The sequence below is a fragment of the Natronomonas sp. genome (genome assembly GCF_028274965.1).
Taxonomy (GTDB): Archaea; Halobacteriota; Halobacteria; order Halobacteriales; family Haloarculaceae; genus Natronomonas.
Genome location: NZ_JAQCNO010000053.1, coordinates 45,710 through 62,404 on the forward strand (window position 1 = coordinate 45,710; position 16,695 = coordinate 62,404).

Genomic DNA, 16,695 nt, shown 5'->3' on the forward strand with positions numbered 1-16,695 from the left:
CGCGGCGACCGGGCGGGCGATCCCGGTCCCAGTACCGGTCGCGCTCTCGCATGCGTCCCCGTTTGTCCCGCCGACCGCGGACCCCGAAACGGCGGCGTCAGCCGCGAAACACGAGCCGCACGGCGACGAGCGCCGAGAGCGCCGAGAACGACGCCATGGTGGCGAAGACGACGGAGACGGTGCCGTAGGTGCGGGCCGTGCCGATGATCGCCGCCCCCAGCGCGCCGATCCCGAAGATCGCGAGGTAGGTGTACCCAAAGGAGAGCCCCCGAGAGTCGGGCAGGGAGTACTTCGCGATGGTCGCCTGCGAGAGCGGCTGGGTCGCAAACAGCACGAAGCCCAAGACGACGCTCGCGGCGAGCAGCCCCCACGTCCCGAGGCGGACGGCCGGGACGAAGCCGACGGCGATCGCGGTCAGACAACAGAGCGCAACGACGAGCCCGCGGTCGGGCTCGATCCGGTCGGTGAGGCGCCCGCCGAGGTACTGGCCGCCGATGCCGATCGTCAACAGCCCGGCGTAGAGGTACTGGCCGGCGTCGAACGTCTCCGCGAAGGGGCTGTCGGCGGCGAAGATCCCGGGGGTGACGTCGCCGATGGTCGAATCGAGGAACTCCCCGAGCAGCTCCGGAAGGAAGGTCACCATCCCGCGGTAGTACAGCCCGTTGAGCGAGACGACGACGAAGACCAGAAGAAAGGCCGCGGTGAAGAGCCGTCGGGTCTCGGTGGCGAACCCCCCGATCGTCGTCGGTCCGGAGCCGCCGTCGGCCTGGGCGTCGGACCCGAGGGCGGCGGTCGGGTCGAACTCGACCAACAGGCCCACGACGGCGGCGACGAGCGCCGGCACGGCGAGGATCACGACGACGACCCGCCACTCGAAAAACAACAGTAAAACGGCGGTCGCGAGCGGGCCGCCCGCGATCCCGGCGTTGCCGGCCATGCCGTGGTAGGCGAACCCGCGGCCCCGGCGCTTGACGCCGTTGCTGATGAGCGTCAGCCCGGCGGGGTGATAGACGCTCGCGCTGATCCCCCACAGCGACACCGCGGCGGCGATGCCGGCGATCCCGGAGGCGAAACGCAGCACCACGAACGACAGCCCCATGCCGGCGAGACAGAGCGCGATGAGCGCGCGGGACCCGTACCGATCGACGAGCAGGCCCCCGGGCAGCGCGCCGATGCCGAACAGCCCGTAGCCGACCGCGACCGTCGTCCCGAGCACCGCGGCCGTCACCGAGAACTCGAGCAGCCAGATCGTCATCAGGATCGGGACCGAAAGCTCATAGAGGTGGACCAGCCCGTGGCCGACCATGACGTACCCGACGATCGAGCGGTCGTTCCGATCCACGCCGGCGGTACCGGTCTCGGCGTGTTAGTCGGTTCGGTTCGGCCCGATCGACAGCCGCCCTCCGGTCTACGAAGGCGAGTTACTCGACGTCGTAGGCGACGGCTTCGCCCCGCTCGCAGTGGGGGCACTCCTCGCTGTCGGCCTCGAGCGTCGCCCCGCAGTGTCGACACTCGTACACTGTGCCGCCGTCGGTGAGCAACTTCCGTACGCGTGCCAGTAGTGCCATATCGGATCTCCCCCGGTCGAGAACGGCCCGTCCCGACCGTACGCGCCACGTTCGTCGCTCTCGCATATAAACGTTCCAGACGGTTTAATCGCAAGCGGGCGGCCGGGCATGCCGCCGAGACGGTCCCGCCGCGCGGTCGCTTTTGCGGGGCGGACGGAAGCGGCGACGCCAACGGAAACTCGCGCGGTCGTCCCCCTCGCCCCGTCGCCCGCGGGACCCGGGACCGGAACGCTCCTTGTCGCCCGGCCCCGAACCCGACCGATGAGCGACGTGTCCCACGACGGGATCGAACGGCTTTCGGGCCCGCCGTCGGCGTGGCTGTCGACGCTCGAGGACCTCACGGCGCGCGTCGCGGGCGATTCGCCGGCGGAGACGGCCCTCGCCGAGTGGTTCTCGGGGCGAGGCGGCGGCGACCGCGAGAGCGCCGTCCGGCGGCTGCGGTGGCTGGCGACCGTCGGCGTCCTCGCACGCGAAGGCGGAGCCTACCGCCTCGGCGACGCGGGGCGTGCGCTCTGCGGTGACGGTGACGACAGCGCCCCGCTGTCGGCGGCGCTCGAATCGAACGTCGCCGGCTTCCGGACCGTCCTCGACGCGCTCGGGGTCCGCCCGCTGACCGACGTCGAGGTCGCGGACCTCCTAGAGCAGACGGACGCCGAAGCGGCCGGCAACCGAGCCGCCGAGGGGTGTCTCTCGTGGCTCGACGCGCTCGGCTACCTCGAGCGGGCCGACGGGCTCAACGAACTCACGGCGGCCGGGCGCGAGCGCTCCGGCGGCCGCGCCGGGCTGGTGGACGCCGGCGGCTCCGGACCGGAAACGGAGGGTACAGCGGGGACGCCCGCGAGGGCGGACACGGGAGCAAACGAGGGGACCGGGCCGAGCCGGGAGGCGACGGCGGACGACGGCGGCCCGGCGGAGAGCGATGCCGGGATCGGGACTCTGAAATCCCGCTACGACCACGCGTGTATGCTCTGTGGGGACCGCCGACGCCGCTCGCCGGCCGAGGCCGACGGGTTCGCCGAAATCCACTACGCGCTGCCGGTCGCGGAGCCGCACGACGGCCCCGAGACCCCCGAAAACGCGCTCGTCGTCTGTCCGAACCACCGCGCCGACCTCGAACACGGGCTGGTCCGCATCGACCCCCGGACGCTGACCGTCCGACACGCGTACGAACCGTCGGTGACGGGCCGGACCCTCTCGGTCGCCGACGGCCACCGCCTCGAACGGGCGTACCTGGCGTACCACAACGACGTCGTGGCCGCCGAGTTCGAGTGAGACGCTCTAAAACGGCTTCGCATAGGGCCGCGACGACAGGCCTATGGGACCGCGTGGCGAGCGCCCGGTATGGGGTATCACCACGTTCCGATCGCTGACCTCGAACAGCACGACGACCGGGCGGCCGACGTGCGCTCAATCAGCGGCGCCGTCGGCCTCGATCACGACGGCTCGCCGCTGGGGCTGCGGGTGTACGTCCTCGAACCGGGCGAACAGGCGCCGCTGACGTACCACTACCACGACGAGCAGACGGAGGTGTTCTACGTCCTCGAAGGAGAGTTGGCCGTCGAGACGCCGGACGCGACGTTCGCCGTCGGCGCCGACGAGGCCTTCGTCGCCGAACCGGGCAGCCCCCACCGCGCGCACAACCCCGCGGCGGCCGACGCGCCCGTCCGGACGCTGGCGATGGGCGCGCCGAGCGTCGTCGATCACCACGTCTACGATCCCGACGAGGAGTGAGCGCGACCCGGCCGCGGGGGCGGCTCACTCGACGACGCCGTCCTCCCGGAGCCGGTCGATCTCCGCCCGCGAGTAGCCGTGGGCGGAGAGTACGTCGTCGGTGCTCTCGCCGAGCGCCTCCGGGGCGGTCTCGAGGTGCGTTCCGAGGTTGGCGAAGTGGATCGGGTTGTCGATCACCTCGGCCGCCTCGCGGTCGGGGCGCTCCATCCGGCGGCGCAGCCCGCGGCGCTCGACGTGGTCGTCCTCCCAGACGGAACGCGTGTCGTGGATCGGCCCGGCCGGAACGCCGTGGTCCCGGAGCGTCTCGAGCCAGGCCGCCGCGGGGCGCGATCCGAGGGCGGCGTCGAGTTCCTCAACAAGCGCCGCCCGGTTGTCGAGTCGGGCCGAGAGGCTCCCGAAGCGGTCGTCGGTCCCGAGTTCCGGGCGGTCGATCGCCGCACAGAGGTCGGCCCAGAGGCTCTCGGTGCCGGCCGCGATCACGATCCGGTCGTCGGCGCACTCGAAGGCGCCGAAGGGGGCCAAGGAGGGGTGGCGACGGCCGGCTCGGGGGAACGGCTCGCCCGTCCCGAAGGAGTGGCCGGCCCGCAGGGTGAGCCAGGAGATCGCGGCGTCGAACATCGGCACCTCGATCCACTCGCCGTCGATCAGGCCCCGCTCGCGGGCGAAAAGCGCCGCGAGGACGCTCTGGACCGCGTACGTCGCCGCAGCTATGTCGCCGCTTGCGAGCCCGGACCACACCGGCGGGCCGTCGGGCTCGCCGGTCACGCTCATGATCCCGCTCATCGCCTGGATGAGCATGTCCCAGGCCGGTACCGCCTCGTAGGGGCTGTCGTGGCCGAACCCGGTGATAGAGCAGTAGACGATCCCCGGGTTCGTCTCCCGGACCGCCTCGTAGCCCAGCCCGAAGGCCTCCGCGCGGCCGGGCTTTGCGCTCTCGAGGAAGACGTCCGCCTCCGAGAGGAGCCGCATCGCGACCGCCCGCCCCTCGTCGGTTTTCAGATCGAGCCCGACGCTCCGCTTGTTGCGGTTGACGGTGTCGAAATAGGCCGGTGACGGTTCGACGTTCCGGGAGCGATCGCCGCGGCCGACGGCCTCGATCTTGATCACCTCGGCGCCCATGTCGCCGAGGGTCATCGAGGCGAAGGGCCCGGCGAGCACCTGCGTCAGATCGATCACGGTCACGCCATCGAGCGGTAACACGCCGGAGTCGGACTCGACGGGGTGCATGTCTCCGTTCTCCGGGGCGGTCGTGATAGGCGTTGTGTCGGGCGGGCCCCGAGGCCCGGCGGACGCACGTTCAAGTTCCCGCCGGACCACGTCCGAGCCGACCGCGGCGGACGCGGATCAGACAATGTACGACGACGTTGCCTACGAGACCGACGACGGTATCGCCGAGATAACGATCGATCGCCCCGAAGCGTACAACGCCTTCACCCGCGAGACGGTCCTCGAACTCAACGAGGCGATCAGGGCGGCCCGCGAGGACGACGGCGTCTACGCGATGGTGCTGACCGGCGCCGGCGAGGCCTTCTGTGCCGGCGCGGACGTCACCGGCATGCCAGACTGGGAGGAGATGCGCATGGAGGAGTACGCGGGGTACCTGTGGGCCGTCCAGAACGTCGTCCGACAGCTGCGGGCGGCGGCCACGCCGAGCGTCGCAGCGGTGAACGGCCCCGCCGTCGGGGCCGGCTGTGACTTCGCGTTGGCCTGTGACGTCCGGATCGTCGGCACCGACGCCTCGCTCCGGGAGGGGTTCGTCAACGTCGGGTTGGTGCCGGGCGACGGCGGCGCGTGGCTCCTCCCGCGGCTGGTCGGCGAGGCGAAGGCCAAGGAGTACCTCCTCACGGGGCGGGAGATCACCCCGCGGGAGGCCGTCGATATCGGGCTGGCCGTCGAGGAGCGCTCCGACCCGGCCGTCGGGGCCCGCGAGTTCGCCGCCGAGATGCGGGACCTCCCGGCGACGGCCGTCCGACACACCAACCGGCTCGTCGATCCCGAACAGTCCTTTGAGGCGTACTGCGAGCGGGCGATCGCCTACCAGTGGGAGTGCGTGAACGATCCCGAACACGCCGAGGCGGTCGCGGCCTTCGGCGAGGACCGCGAGCCGGAGTACGACCGGGAGTACGCGTGAGACCGACGCCGGGCGGGGGCGAAACCGAGACGACCGGATCGGGATCGAGAGCGGAGAGCGGCGGGCCGAACGTTTAGGTCGTCACCCCCGAAACACGGGGTGAAACGATGGACGACACGTACGTCGAGACGGAGGTGCCCGCCGAGCTCGGCGCGCGCATCGAGGCGTTCTGCGAGGCGGAGGGGCTCGCCCGCGAGGAAGGCGTTCGGCGGCTCGTGCGGCGGGGACTGGACGAGAACGGAACCGAGGGGGCGGCGGCCGGTCCGGCGGGGGTTCCCGAAGGCGGCGAGGGGACGGAGCGGGTCGGCGTGCGGTTGTCCGGCGAGCGGGCCGATCGCTTCGACGAGTTCTGTGCCGCCGCCGGGGCCTCCCGCGAGGCGGGGCTTCGCCGTCTGCTCGCGGCCGCGCTGGAGACGGCGGACTCCGAGTGGAGCCTGCGGTCGAGCATCGAGTCCGTCCTCGTCGAGGCCGTGCTCGTGGTCCTCGTCGTGTTGGCGTTTCTCGGGCGGGCGGTCGGGTGGTGGTGAACGGATAAACGAGAGCGCGGCTTCCCGTTGGCTGGTTGAAAAAGGTCCGCCCTCCCCGATTTGAACGGAGGAAGACATTCCTGCTCGCTACGCTGTGCGGGCTGTGACTTCCAGGCTCGGATCGGCTCGGGACTGACGTGCTGTCCGCTCACCGTTTGGTTCGCGGAACAGCAGTCCGCCCTCCCCGATTTGAACGGAGGAAGACGGTCGCGCTCACTGCGTTCGCGCGCTGCGACGTCCAGGCTCGAATCGGGTCGGCCGGATTCACTGCGTTCATCCGCCCTCCCCGATTTGAACGGGGGACAAGTCGATCTACAGTCGACTGCTCTACCAGTCTGAGCTAAGGGCGGACGCACCCGAAACGACACGGCTGTTCGACTTAACGGTTTTGACCTCGCGGCGCCGCGTCTGACGGACGGCTGTCGGACAGCGCGCGAAGATTGAAATACCGTCACACGCAACTGTTGGACGCGAAATGAGCAAGATCACGTTCCGGGCGGACGACGAACTCGTCCGACAGCTCGAGGAGTTCGACGCCTCCAAGAGCGAGGTCATGCGCGAGGCGCTCCGGGAGTACCTCGGCGAGAGCGGGACGTCGTCCGTAAACGCGGGCGAGGCGGGCGTAAACACCGGTTCTGAGGCCTCCGCGGGCGGCGAGTCCCTCGACGAGATCGTCGTCGAGCGCGTCGACGAGATCATCGCCGACCGCCTTGAGCGCGCGTATACGCCCGCAGAGCCGCGGGACGTGAACGTGAACATCGCGCTTGATGGGGATTCCGGGGACGTGTCACACGAGTCCGCCGAGGGTCGTAAGACAGAACCCCCGGAGCGCGAGAACGCGTCCGACACCGGCGAGCACGCGTGTAAACAGTGCGGCGAGGACCTGTCGCAGTCGGACGTGTACTGCCCCAACTGCGGCGAAAAAGCCAGTCACAGGGTGTTCTGCGAGTGCGGCGACGAGCTCCGCTCCGACTGGGGGTTCTGCCCGGGATGCGGGCGTCGGACCCCCGCTGCGGACGTTCTCGGCGACTCGTAAACACCGAAATTCGGTCTCTGAGCCTCGTAAACGTGTGTTTCCGCCGTGTGTCTTACGCCGGACCCAAGTTTTAAGTACCTTCCTTCGTACCGTACGCTTGCGTAAGACGACGCGTCTTACACTCGGCGGGAATCGGGCGGATCGCCCGGTTCCGACTGTCTCGCCGGTGTAAACGCGGAGCGATCGCGTGTGCAACGTCGTCTTACCTACAACCCAGAGGGGAATCAAAAATGGAGCGTGTGACACTACGAATCCCGAAGCAGCAGATCGAAGAGGTCGAACGCATGGTCGATACGGGGCAGTTCCCGAACCGGAGCGAGGCGATTCGCTCCGCCGTGCGCGAGATGATAAACGAACAGGAAACGGAGACGGGCGAGAAGACCCGCCCGTGGGCCAAGGTATAGACGATGCAGGACATCGTCAACTCCGCGCTGGAGAACGCCGAGGCCGAGCAGCGGGAGCTAGACACCACGGCCGAGGGCGACGAGTTCGGCGACCCGCGGATCGTCATCATCGGGGCGGGTGGAGCCGGCAACAACACCGTCAACAGGCTGTACAACATCGGTGTCGACGGCGCGGAGACGATCGCGATCAACACCGACAAACAGCACCTGAAGATGATCGAGGCCGACACGAAGATCCTCGTCGGCAAGTCCCTGACGAACGGCCTCGGGGCGGGCGGCGACCCCTCGATGGGCGAGCGCGCCACCGAGATGGCCCAAGGGACGATAAAGGAGGTCCTCGGGGAGGCTGATCTCGTCTTCGTCACGGCGGGCATGGGCGGCGGGACGGGAACCGGCGCCGCGCCGGTCGTCTCGAAGATCGCCAAAGAGCAGGGCGCGATCGTGGTCGGGATGGTCTCGACGCCGTTCAACGTCGAGCGCGCCCGGACGGTCAAAGCCGAGGAGGGGCTCGAAAAGCTCCGCAACGAGGCCGACTCGATCATCGTCCTCGACAACAACCGGCTGCTCGATTACGTCCCGAACCTGCCGATCGGTAAGGCGTTTTCGGTGATGGATCAGATCATCGCGGAGACGGTCAAGGGCATCTCCGAGACGATCACCCAGCCGTCGTTGATCAACCTCGATTACGCCGACATGACCTCGATCATGAACCAGGGCGGCGTCGCCGTAATGCTGGTCGGCGAGACCCAGGACAAAAACAAGACGAAGGAGGTCGTCAGCGACGCGATGAACCACCCGCTTCTCGACGTCGACTACCGCGGCGCCTCCGGCGGACTCGTCCACATCACCGGCGGCCCGGACCTCACGCTCAAGGAGGCCGAGGGGATCGCACAGAACATCACCGAGCGCCTCGAGGCGTCGGCGAACGTCATCTGGGGCGCGCGGATCCAAGAGGAGTACAAGGGCAAGGTGCGGGTCATGGCCATCATGACCGGCGTGCAGTCCGCGCAGATCCTCGGCCCGACGACGCAAAAACAGGTCGACGCCTCCCGGGAGGCGATCGAGGGCCTCGACGACGACGGCGAGTTCAGCTCGGCCTCGGCGGAGGCATCGGGGACCAACAGGCGGGAGTACGACGTCGGCGAGACCGACGGCGGGCACTCGGGCATCGAACAGAACAACGGTATTGACGTCGTCCGATAGATACGAAAATTTATACGTTTTACGAAGCCTTCGTATTGCGTTTTTCTTGCTATTATCAACTGTGTTAGTTGATACATCCGGCGTAAACGGCGTGTATGACGGACGGCTGACCGCTGTCGCCGGACGGCGGAAGCGTCCCCGCGAAGGTCACACCGCCCTGCGGTTCGCGGTCGGGAGGCAACCGTTTTTACCGTCGCTGCCCTACCGAGGGCGATGAGCTACAGTCGCGCAACGGCGGTGTCGCGGCTCCGGTCGGTGGTCGAGGCCGTCGAGACCGGGCCGATGCCGGTCCCCGTGCGGGAGGTGTGGGCCTTCGGCGACGTCGTCCTCGGCGCGGACCCGATCGACCGGCTCCGGGTCTACCTCACGAAGGACCTTCTGTTCAAGGACGCCCCCGAGCGCGAAGCCGAGTTCGAGGCCGAACTCGGGGTCGGCGGCGTCGGTAAGACGGTCTCGGCCGCGTGGGCCGAGGACTTCCCCGACCGCGTTCGGGCGAACGCGAACGGGCACGCCGCGCCCGAGCGGTGTCTGGCCGCACACCTCTTCGAGCCGGACGAGCCGGTCCACCTGGAGGTGTGTAACACGGGGTTCGAGAACAACGTCAGACAGCGGCTAAAGGGCGCGCTCGCCCGGGAGGACTACACGCAGTTGCTCGACCCGCGGGCGGCCTGTCTGTGGGTCGATACCGACGACGGCGGACGGACGAGCGAGGAGGCGTTCCGGAAGCTGGCCGGCGGCGAGTTCGTGTTTCCGACGCTTTCGGCGGCCTTCGAGAGCCTCGGGATGGACCCCGATCAGGCGGCGCGGGCGGCGGAGGCGCTTCGCGCGCACCGAAACGACGAAACCGGCGTCAGCGTTCGCGGCGACGTCGTCTGAGACGCGGGCGGCGCTCGCTACTCGAGACCGCGTCGGCGTCGTCGCGGCGTCGGTGCGGCGCCGCGGGGACCCGAACCCTTATCTTCGAACCCGGCACAATCGGAACAAAATGGTCGAGGCGTTCGCGGTCGCCTCCGGAAAGGGCGGGACCGGCAAGACGACGAGCACGGTCGCGCTCGGGATGGCGCTGGCCGATCGGTACGACGTGACGATCGTCGACGCGGACACGGGGATGGCGAATCTCCTGTTTCACGCCGGCCTCGAGGACGTCGAAACAACGCTTCACGACGTCATGACCGCCGGGGACGTTCCGGTCGAGGCGGCGACGTACGACCGCTTCGGGATGTCCGTCGTCCCGTGTGGGACCTCCCTTGCGGGCTTCGAGGACGCCGACCCCGAGCGCCTCCGGGGCGCGGTCGCCGACCTCGCGGCCGGGGCCGACGTCCTCCTGCTCGACTCGCCGGCGACGCTCGGCTCGAAAAGCGCCGTGTTACCCATCGTGTTGTCCGACCGGGTCATCGTTGTGCTCAACCCGACGGTTCCGGCCGTCTCCGACGGGCTGAAAGTACAGGAGTACGCGCTCTCGTACGGCTCCGACATCGCCGGGACGATCTTCAACCGGACGCGCGGCGACGCCGAGAGCGTGACCGAGAAGGCCGACCGGTACTTCGAGGGGCCGACGCTTGCGACGGTGCCGGAGAGCGACGCCGTGCAGGCGGCCCGGTCCGACGGGACGCCGCTTTTGAAACACGCGCCGGACAGCCCCGCCGCCGCGGCGTTCCGGAGAGCCGCCGGGGCGCTGTCGGTGGCCGACGGCGACTCCGAGGCCGTCGCCGAGCGGTTCCGCACCGCGGTCATCCCCGATCCGCCATGATCCCCGAGGGGGACCTGCTGCGATCGCGGGTCCTCACGGCGCTCGCGCCGGCGCTCTCGGCGGTGTTGGAGCGGCGCCTCGACGGCTACGCGCTCGTCGCCTCGCGGGACGGCCTCCTCGGGTCCGACAGCGAACGCGGCGTCGTCACCTTCGAGGACGGCGTGCCGGTCCTCGCGTACCACTCCCGGACCGACCGGGGCGGGCCGCAGGCGCTCGACGACATCGGGGCGGCGCCGTACCGGTTCGATCTGTACGCCCTCGATCCCGACGCCCTCGAGTTGCCCCACCGCAACGAGGACCTCCGCGTCGGGCCGGGGACGGTCGCCGAGCGGTTGGCCGGCGACCCCGCCCTCGCCGACCGGACCCGAGAGCGGGCCGGGACCCTCGACCGGGACCCCGACGACGGCCTCGAGGCGTTCCTCGACGACGAGGCAGCGATCGAGGGGATCAAACGCTCCGCGCGCGAGGAGGCCACAGAGAAGGCCGACGCGTGGGGCATAGAGGAGGCGATCGAGGAGCGGTAGTTCGCTCGCGGGGCCGAGCGGCGCTCAGGCCGGCAGGGAGATCCGCCGGACCGCCTCGGCGTAGGGGGCCGCCCAGACGATGAGCGAGTCGACCGTCCACGTGATCGGGTCGCCGGTCCTCGCGCCCGCGAGGCGGTCGGCGTCGCCGCCGCGGGCGATCGTGACGTGCGGGACGTACTCCTCGCGCTCGAGGCCCTCGACGGGATCGACGACGGAACAGAGGGCGTCGTGGGCCTCCAACAGCGCCGGCGACTCGATGCCCAAATACGCGACCGGTCCCCGGCCGGTCGGCGGGTCGCGGAACAGTTCGATGTCGGTCGTTCGCGCCTCGAAGGGCCCGACCCCCTCAAGGGCGCGCCGCACGCGTCGGGTGAGCGAGCGGGGGTCCGGGTCGGGGTCGCCGAGCCGTTTGAGGACGAGCGTGTGGCGGTCCCGCGGCGTCGCCTCATAGCAGTCGGCCGCGAGCCCGCGTGCGAGTCGGGAGACGTCCGCGGGGACGGGGACGTTACAGCTGTACACGGCGTGAGGCCACTCAAGGGTGCGCGATCATAAGCGCGACGATACCGATCGCGGGGGCGCTCTCCGGGCGCTCGCACGCCGGCCGGCGGCGGCGCCAGAGGAGGACGGTCGCAGCCGACCGGTCGGCTTTTGTCCGCCGGCCGTATCCCTCCGGTGATGACGTCGACGCCGTTCGCGCGGACGCTCGTTGCGGTCTGTGTCGTCGCGGTAGCGATCGGGCTGTTCGGCGGCGCCGCCGCCGCCGCGGACGCCCCGGCGGACGGTCGGCTGCTCGTCGAACTCGACGACGAGGGGGGCGCCGACGCCGTCTTCGTCGACGCGTACAACCTGACCGTCGACGGACAGCGCGCGGCGTTCGAGGACATCCGGCGGAACGACGAGCGGAGGGCGGCGGCCGCGGCCGAGCTCCGCTCGGGGCTCCAGAGCGTCTCCGAGGAGGCGAGTGCGGGCATCGATCGCGAGTTGCGGATCGGCGAGGTGACCGTCGAGACGCGCGTCAGCGGCGACGCCGGGATCGTCGCCTACCGGTTCCGCTGGGAGAACCTCACGCGCGTCGACGGCGGCCGGGTCGTGCTCACCGAGCCCTTCGCCACGTTCGACGCGCTGGACAGGGAACTCGTCGTCGTCGCCCCCGCGGGGTACGAGCTCACGGAGGTCTCCCCGCCGCCGGAACGGCGGATCGAGAACACCGTCGGCTGGCCGGGGCTGACGTCGTTCGGCGACGACTTCGTGGTCGTTGCGACCGCCGCCGAGGAGCCGACACCGGAGTTCGCCGAGGGGGACGACACCTACGGCGGCCCGATCGCGCTCGGCGTGTCGGCGCTGCTTTTCGCGGCGCTTTTCATCGGTCGGAAGCGCTGAGTCCGCGACACCGCCTCGCACGGCACCGGCGTTCCGCAAGCGTTTAGTACCGTTCTCCGGATAGAACGGAGTACATGAGACGGACCTGCCGCGCCGACGCGTCCGATCCGAACGGTGGGTCCCCCCTCTTTTCGCGACCGCGGCGACGGGCCGGCAGGCCCGAATAGTCACACACTCACACCCCGTCGCGCTCGCTCCGATCCGCAACGACGGCCGTCCGGTCGACGGCCACGCCCACACCACCCACACCAATGTCAGACACCGACACCAAACGCGTCGCGCTCGCCTTCTCGGGCGGGCTCGACACGACGGTCTGCGTACCGCTGCTCGAAGAGGAATACGGATACGACGGCGTCATCGGCGTCACCGTCGACGTCGGTCAGCCCGCCTCGGAGTTCGCCGAGGCCGAGGAGACCGCCGAGGCGCTCGGTCTCGAACACCACGTCGTCGACGCGACCGAGGAGTTCGCCGAGCTGTGTTTCGACGCCGTCCGCGCCAACGCCTCCTACCAGGGCTATCCGCTCGGGACCGCGCTCGCCCGTCCGGTCATCGCCGAGGCGATCTTGGAGGTCGCACGCGAGGAGGGCTGTACCGGGCTCGCACACGGCTCGACCGGCAAGGGCAACGACCAGCTCCGGTTCGAGGCGGTCTGGCGCGACTCCGATCTCGAGGTCATCGCGCCGGTGCGGGAGCTCGGGCTGACGCGGGAGTTCGAACAGGAGTACGCCGCCGAGCGCGGCCTGCCGATCGAGGGCGGCGACGAGGGCAAGTACAGCATCGACACGAACCTCTGGAGCCGCTCGGTCGAGGGCTCGGAGCTCGAGGAGCCGGGCCACGTGCCAGGCGAGGAGATCTACGAGTGGACGGACGCCCCGGGCGGCGACACGCACGAGGTCGAGGTCGGCTTCGAGGACGGGTACCCCGTTTCGCTTGACGGCGAGGCGATCGAGCCGGTCGAACTCATCGAGAAGCTCAACGACCTCGCCGGCGGCTACGGCGTGGGCCGCTCGGACATCATGGAGGACCGCATGCTCGGGTTGAAGGTGCGCGAGAACTACGAACACCCCGCAGCGACGGTGCTTTTGAACGCCCACGAGGCCCTCGAGGACCTCGTCTTGACCAAAGAGGAGCGCGCGTTCAAAAAGCGGGTCGACCACGAGTGGTCCGAAAAGGGGTATCAGGGCCTCGTCAACGCGCCGCTGGTCGGCGCGCTCGAGGGGTTCATCGAGGAGACCCAAACGCGGGTCACCGGCACGGTGACGATCCGCTTTGAGGGCGGGCAGGCCCGGCCGGTCGGCCGGGAGTCGACGTACGCCGTCTACTCCGCGGAGGCGGCGTCGTTCAACACCGAGGACGTCACCGGCGGCATCGAACAGAGCGACGCGACGGGCGTCGCGAAGTACCACGGGTTCCAAGAGCGCCTGGCGAACCGCGTCATCGGGGCCAACAGGGAGTGACGATGCCGGGGAACGGTCGCGGCGGTTCGGGCGGAAACGAGGGCGGGGACGAACGCGGGGAGGGCGGAAAGGACGTCGTCCGCCGCGACCGCTTCAGCGGCGGGCCGGCGCGGGGGTTTCTGTCGAGTCTCGCCGCCGACGAGCGCATCTTCGGCGCCGACGTCGCCGTCGACCGGGCCCACGTCGTGATGCTCGACGAGCAGGGGATCCTCGCGGACGGGGACGCCTCGGCGATCCTCGGGGCGCTCGAGGCGATCGAGACGGCCGGCCACGGCGCGCTCCCGGCGGGCGAGGACGTCCACGCGGCGATCGAGACGGCCGTGATCGAGCGGGTCGGCGACCGCGGCGGCCGGATGCACACCGCCCGCTCGCGCAACGACGAGGTCGCGACCTGTCTCCGCTACCGGCTCCGGACGGACGTCCTCGAGGCCGCCGAGGCGGCGATCGAGGCCCGTAGAGCGCTGCTCGAGGCGGCCGCCGAACACGCCGAGACGGTGATGCCCGGCTTTACGCACCTCCAGCCGGCCCAGCCGACGACCGTCGGGCACTACCTCTGTTCGTACGCGTCGGCGCTCGCGCGCGACACAGAGCGGCTGCTCGACGCCTACGGCCGGATCAACCGGTCGCCGCTGGGGGCGGCGGCCTTCGCCGGGACGCCCTTCGAGATCGACCGCGAGCGGACGGCGGCGCTCTTGGGGTTCGACGGCGTGATCGAGAACGCGATGGACGCCGCCTCGGCACGGGACTTCCTGCTCGAGGCGACGGCGGCGCTCGCGGCGCTCTCGACGACGCTGTCCGGGTTGGCCGAGGACGTCGTCGTGTTCTCGAACGCCGGGTACGTCGAGGTGGACGACGCCTACGCCTCGACGTCGTCGATCATGCCCCAAAAGAAGAACCCGGACACGATGGAGTTGGTCCGGGCGACGGCGGGCGATGCGGCCGCCGGGGTGAACGCGCTCCTGTCGGTGTTGAAGGGCCTGCCGCGCGCGTACAACCGCGACCTCCAGCGCGCACACCCCCACGCGTTCGGGACGGTCGATGCGGTGACCGAGGCGACGACGGTCGCGGCCGGCGCGGTTGCGACCGCCGAGTGGCGCACACAGCGGCTCGAGGCGGCCGCAAGCGAGGGGTTCACGACGGCGACCGGGGTCGCGGACCTGCTCGCCATGGCCGGCGTGCCCTTCCGGACGGCCCACGAACTCGTCGCGCTGGCCGCCGAGCGAGCGACAGGGCCGGTCGAGGCGGCGGACCTCGACGCGGCGGCTCGGGAAGTCCTCGGGTCGGGCCTCGAAGCGCATCTCGACCCCGAGGCGGTCGCGGACGCGCTCGATCCGGTGGAGAGCGTCCGCTCGCGGGACTCTCTCGGGGGGCCGGCGCCGGGGGCACTCGCGGATACGCTCTCGGCGCTCGACGCGGGCGTCGAGGCCGACGCGGAGGCGGTGCGGGACCGACGGGACGCGCTCGAAGACGCCGCCGCCGCGCTCGAGCGGGAGGTCTCCAGGCGTGTCTGATCGACCGCGCCGGCGGCGACCGCCATAAGTAAAATATATTTGACATTCAGATACCGTACGGCGGTACGGAAGCTTTGAACGCCTCAATAGCCGCGTATGGGTCATTAACTACATCTGATAAGTTCGAAGCTTTTATGTGGGTTCGCTACGGAGTAGCGGGTACGATGACGAACGATACGATCAGCGCCGAAGACCCGATCACCGGCGACGAAATCCAGATCCCCGCCGACGTCGAGGTCGGCGAGATCATCGACAGCCCCGTCACCGGGACCGAACTCGAGGTCGTCGCGGTCGACCCGATCGCCCTCGAGGAGGCCCCGGAACTCGAAGAGGACTGGGGGGAGTAAGGCGATGAACGCCGGCACGGATCGCCGCCGAAACGCCCGCCGGGACGTCCGCCCCCCGACAGCGCCGGGTGAGCGCCGATGAACGTCGGCGTCCTCTACTCGCGCATCCGCCGCGACGAGAAACTGCTGTTGAGCGAGCTGCGCGACCGGGGCCACGAGGTGACGAAGATCGACGTCCGCAAGGAGCGATTCGGGGTCCACGACGCGCCGGCGGCCTTCGAGGACGTCGACATCGTCGTCGATCGCTGTCTCGCCACCAGCCGTTCGCGCTACGTCACGCGGTTCGTCGACGCCTACGGCATCCCGGTCGTCAACGACCCGGAGACGGCGGCGATCTGTGCCGACAAGGCCCGAAACAGCCTCGTGCTCGCCGAGGCCGGCGTTCCGACCCCGGCGACGGAGGTCACGTTCACGAAGGAGTCGGCGATGGAGTCGATCGAGGAGTTCGGCTACCCCTGCGTGTTGAAGCCCGTCATCGGGTCGTGGGGCCGGCTGATGGCGAAGATCGACTCCCGGGACGCCGCCGAGGCCATCCTCGAACACAAAGAGACCCTCGGCCACTACGAGCACAAGGTGTTCTACATCCAGGAGTTCGTCGAGAAGCCCGGCCGCGACATCCGCGTCGTCACCACGGACGGCGAGCCGGTCGCGGCGATGGCGCGGGCCTCGGATCACTGGCTGACGAACGCCGCCCGCGGCGCCGAGACGGAGCAGATCGAGATCACAGGCGAGATGGCGGCCCTCGTCGAGCGGGCCTCCGACGCGGTCGGCGGCGGCCTCCTCGGCGTCGACCTCATGGAGACCGGCGACTCCTACACGGTCCACGAGGTCAACCACACCGTCGAATTCAAGGCGCTCAACGACGTCTCCGACGTCGACGTCCCGGCGACGGTCGTCGACTGGCTCGAGGCCACGGTCCAGGGCGTCGAGGTGACCGCATGAGCGGTCCCAACCCCAACCCCGACGCCGACGCCGGGGGCGGCGTCCACACCGCAAGCGTCGTCGGGGCAAGCGGGTTCACCGGCGGCGAACTGCTCCGGCTGCTCGCCGGACACCCCTGTTTCGAGGTCGTCCAGGCGACGAGCCGGAGCCGCGAGAACAGGACGGTCGGCTCCGTGCACCCGAA

Annotated in this window: 19 protein-coding genes, 1 tRNA gene and 1 pseudogene; 16 read left to right on the plus strand and 5 right to left on the minus strand. The window is 70.0% G+C overall.

Annotated elements, in window-relative coordinates; genetic code table 11:
• Positions 1 to 97: 97 nt before the first annotated feature.
• Positions 98 to 1,342: an MFS transporter gene (locus Q0916_RS07890; RefSeq protein WP_299236375.1), complete on the minus strand. Its 1,245-nt coding sequence runs from the start codon at positions 1,340 to 1,342 to the stop codon at positions 98 to 100.
• Between the two features lie 79 nt (positions 1,343 to 1,421).
• Positions 1,422 to 1,568 (minus strand): hypothetical protein, encoded by a 147-nt coding sequence (locus Q0916_RS07895; RefSeq protein WP_299236376.1) that lies wholly within the window; start codon positions 1,566 to 1,568, stop codon positions 1,422 to 1,424.
• 261 nt (positions 1,569 to 1,829) lie between these two features.
• Here Q0916_RS07895 and Q0916_RS07900 point away from each other — a divergent pair, with 261 nt between their 5' ends.
• Positions 1,830 to 2,840 carry a hypothetical protein gene (locus tag Q0916_RS07900; RefSeq protein WP_299236377.1) on the plus strand — a complete coding sequence of 337 codons (1,011 nt, stop codon included), beginning with the start codon at positions 1,830 to 1,832 and terminating at the stop codon, positions 2,838 to 2,840.
• A gap of 69 nt (positions 2,841 to 2,909) precedes the next feature.
• Positions 2,910 to 3,299, plus strand: a complete 390-nt coding sequence (locus Q0916_RS07905) for a cupin domain-containing protein (RefSeq protein WP_299236378.1) — start codon at positions 2,910 to 2,912, stop codon at positions 3,297 to 3,299.
• Positions 3,300 to 3,323: 24 nt separating this feature from the next.
• Here the strand turns inward: Q0916_RS07905 and Q0916_RS07910 are convergent, their stop codons facing one another.
• A complete protein-coding gene (locus Q0916_RS07910; RefSeq protein WP_299236379.1) occupies positions 3,324 to 4,526 on the minus strand; it encodes a CaiB/BaiF CoA transferase family protein in 1,203 nt (400 codons plus the stop codon).
• A 124-nt stretch (positions 4,527 to 4,650) separates the two neighbouring features.
• Between Q0916_RS07910 and Q0916_RS07915 the strand changes: the two genes are divergently transcribed.
• Together Q0916_RS07915 and Q0916_RS07920 are read left to right on the plus strand one after the other, a co-directional pair.
• Positions 4,651 to 5,430 (plus strand): enoyl-CoA hydratase/isomerase family protein, encoded by a 780-nt coding sequence (locus Q0916_RS07915; protein ID WP_299236380.1) that lies wholly within the window; start codon positions 4,651 to 4,653, stop codon positions 5,428 to 5,430.
• Positions 5,431 to 5,537: 107 nt separating this feature from the next.
• Positions 5,538 to 5,957, plus strand: coding sequence for a hypothetical protein (locus Q0916_RS07920; protein ID WP_299236381.1), 420 nt, complete (start codon positions 5,538 to 5,540; stop codon positions 5,955 to 5,957).
• A 276-nt stretch (positions 5,958 to 6,233) separates the two neighbouring features.
• Here Q0916_RS07920 and Q0916_RS07925 read toward each other — a convergent pair.
• Positions 6,234 to 6,307: transfer RNA gene (locus tag Q0916_RS07925), tRNA-Tyr, on the minus strand.
• Positions 6,308 to 6,432: 125 nt separating this feature from the next.
• Between Q0916_RS07925 and Q0916_RS07930 the strand changes: the two genes are divergently transcribed.
• From Q0916_RS07930 to Q0916_RS07955, 6 genes are all read left to right on the plus strand, one after another.
• The gene (locus tag Q0916_RS07930) at positions 6,433 to 6,993 is read left to right on the plus strand and encodes a double zinc ribbon domain-containing protein (protein ID WP_299236382.1); all 561 of its coding nucleotides are present in this window, start codon (positions 6,433 to 6,435) and stop codon (positions 6,991 to 6,993) included.
• 230 nt (positions 6,994 to 7,223) lie between these two features.
• Positions 7,224 to 7,397, plus strand: coding sequence for a ribbon-helix-helix domain-containing protein (locus Q0916_RS07935; RefSeq protein ID WP_299236384.1), 174 nt, complete (start codon positions 7,224 to 7,226; stop codon positions 7,395 to 7,397).
• A 3-nt stretch (positions 7,398 to 7,400) separates the two neighbouring features.
• Positions 7,401 to 8,600 (plus strand): cell division protein FtsZ, encoded by a 1,200-nt coding sequence (ftsZ, locus tag Q0916_RS07940; RefSeq protein ID WP_299236386.1) that lies wholly within the window; start codon positions 7,401 to 7,403, stop codon positions 8,598 to 8,600.
• Positions 8,601 to 8,813: 213 nt separating this feature from the next.
• Positions 8,814 to 9,476, plus strand: a complete 663-nt coding sequence (locus Q0916_RS07945) for a DUF7095 family protein (RefSeq protein ID WP_299236388.1) — start codon at positions 8,814 to 8,816, stop codon at positions 9,474 to 9,476.
• A gap of 109 nt (positions 9,477 to 9,585) precedes the next feature.
• Complete coding sequence (locus Q0916_RS07950) at positions 9,586 to 10,350, plus strand: AAA family ATPase (protein WP_299236390.1); 765 nt, start codon at positions 9,586 to 9,588, stop codon at positions 10,348 to 10,350.
• A complete protein-coding gene (locus Q0916_RS07955) occupies positions 10,347 to 10,874 on the plus strand; it encodes a hypothetical protein (protein WP_299236391.1) in 528 nt (175 codons plus the stop codon). Before Q0916_RS07950 ends, Q0916_RS07955 begins: the two co-directional genes overlap by 4 nt.
• A gap of 24 nt (positions 10,875 to 10,898) precedes the next feature.
• Here Q0916_RS07955 and Q0916_RS07960 read toward each other — a convergent pair whose 3' ends face one another.
• The gene (locus tag Q0916_RS07960; RefSeq protein ID WP_299236393.1) at positions 10,899 to 11,393 is read right to left on the minus strand and encodes a 2'-5' RNA ligase family protein; all 495 of its coding nucleotides are present in this window, start codon (positions 11,391 to 11,393) and stop codon (positions 10,899 to 10,901) included.
• Positions 11,394 to 11,549: 156 nt separating this feature from the next.
• Between Q0916_RS07960 and Q0916_RS07965 the strand changes: the two genes are divergently transcribed.
• From Q0916_RS07965 to Q0916_RS07990, 6 genes and pseudogenes are all read left to right on the plus strand, one after another.
• Complete coding sequence (locus Q0916_RS07965; protein ID WP_299236395.1) at positions 11,550 to 12,254, plus strand: DUF7345 domain-containing protein; 705 nt, start codon at positions 11,550 to 11,552, stop codon at positions 12,252 to 12,254.
• Between the two features lie 251 nt (positions 12,255 to 12,505).
• Positions 12,506 to 13,711, plus strand: a complete 1,206-nt coding sequence (locus Q0916_RS07970; protein WP_299236397.1) for an argininosuccinate synthase — start codon at positions 12,506 to 12,508, stop codon at positions 13,709 to 13,711.
• Between the two features lie 2 nt (positions 13,712 to 13,713).
• Positions 13,714 to 15,222 carry an argininosuccinate lyase gene (gene argH, locus Q0916_RS07975; protein WP_299236399.1) on the plus strand — a complete coding sequence of 503 codons (1,509 nt, stop codon included), beginning with the start codon at positions 13,714 to 13,716 and terminating at the stop codon, positions 15,220 to 15,222.
• Positions 15,223 to 15,386: 164 nt separating this feature from the next.
• Entirely contained in the window at positions 15,387 to 15,569 is a 183-nt protein-coding gene (gene lysW / locus Q0916_RS07980; RefSeq protein ID WP_299236401.1) for a lysine biosynthesis protein LysW, read from the plus strand.
• Between the two features lie 78 nt (positions 15,570 to 15,647).
• Entirely contained in the window at positions 15,648 to 16,511 is an 864-nt protein-coding gene (lysX, locus tag Q0916_RS07985; protein ID WP_299236403.1) for a lysine biosynthesis protein LysX, read from the plus strand.
• Positions 16,508 to 16,695, plus strand: a pseudogene (locus Q0916_RS07990) (N-acetyl-gamma-glutamyl-phosphate reductase); the annotation flags it as partial. The gene lysX and the pseudogene Q0916_RS07990, both read left to right, overlap by 4 nt.

What these genes read in the sequence shown, in the direction of transcription:
- lysW (WP_299236401.1), top strand. Translation starts at nt 15,387, where the DNA reads ATGACGAACGATACGATCAGCGCCGAAGACCCGATCACCGGCGACGAA.
- Q0916_RS07915 (WP_299236380.1), top strand. Translation starts at nt 4,651, where the DNA reads ATGTACGACGACGTTGCCTACGAGACCGACGACGGTATCGCCGAGATA.
- Q0916_RS07900 (WP_299236377.1), top strand. Translation starts at nt 1,830, where the DNA reads ATGAGCGACGTGTCCCACGACGGGATCGAACGGCTTTCGGGCCCGCCG.
- Q0916_RS07950 (WP_299236390.1), top strand. Translation starts at nt 9,586, where the DNA reads ATGGTCGAGGCGTTCGCGGTCGCCTCCGGAAAGGGCGGGACCGGCAAG.
- Q0916_RS07895 (WP_299236376.1), bottom strand. Translation starts at nt 1,568, where the DNA reads ATGGCACTACTGGCACGCGTACGGAAGTTGCTCACCGACGGCGGCACA.
- Q0916_RS07965 (WP_299236395.1), top strand. Translation starts at nt 11,550, where the DNA reads ATGACGTCGACGCCGTTCGCGCGGACGCTCGTTGCGGTCTGTGTCGTC.
- argH (WP_299236399.1), top strand. Translation starts at nt 13,714, where the DNA reads ATGCCGGGGAACGGTCGCGGCGGTTCGGGCGGAAACGAGGGCGGGGAC.
- Q0916_RS07905 (WP_299236378.1), top strand. Translation starts at nt 2,910, where the DNA reads ATGGGGTATCACCACGTTCCGATCGCTGACCTCGAACAGCACGACGAC.
- ftsZ (WP_299236386.1), top strand. Translation starts at nt 7,401, where the DNA reads ATGCAGGACATCGTCAACTCCGCGCTGGAGAACGCCGAGGCCGAGCAG.
- lysX (WP_299236403.1), top strand. Translation starts at nt 15,648, where the DNA reads ATGAACGTCGGCGTCCTCTACTCGCGCATCCGCCGCGACGAGAAACTG.
- Q0916_RS07955 (WP_299236391.1), top strand. Translation starts at nt 10,347, where the DNA reads ATGATCCCCGAGGGGGACCTGCTGCGATCGCGGGTCCTCACGGCGCTC.
- Q0916_RS07920 (WP_299236381.1), top strand. Translation starts at nt 5,538, where the DNA reads ATGGACGACACGTACGTCGAGACGGAGGTGCCCGCCGAGCTCGGCGCG.
- Q0916_RS07930 (WP_299236382.1), top strand. Translation starts at nt 6,433, where the DNA reads ATGAGCAAGATCACGTTCCGGGCGGACGACGAACTCGTCCGACAGCTC.
- Q0916_RS07970 (WP_299236397.1), top strand. Translation starts at nt 12,506, where the DNA reads ATGTCAGACACCGACACCAAACGCGTCGCGCTCGCCTTCTCGGGCGGG.
- Q0916_RS07910 (WP_299236379.1), bottom strand. Translation starts at nt 4,526, where the DNA reads ATGCACCCCGTCGAGTCCGACTCCGGCGTGTTACCGCTCGATGGCGTG.
- Q0916_RS07935 (WP_299236384.1), top strand. Translation starts at nt 7,224, where the DNA reads ATGGAGCGTGTGACACTACGAATCCCGAAGCAGCAGATCGAAGAGGTC.
- Q0916_RS07945 (WP_299236388.1), top strand. Translation starts at nt 8,814, where the DNA reads ATGAGCTACAGTCGCGCAACGGCGGTGTCGCGGCTCCGGTCGGTGGTC.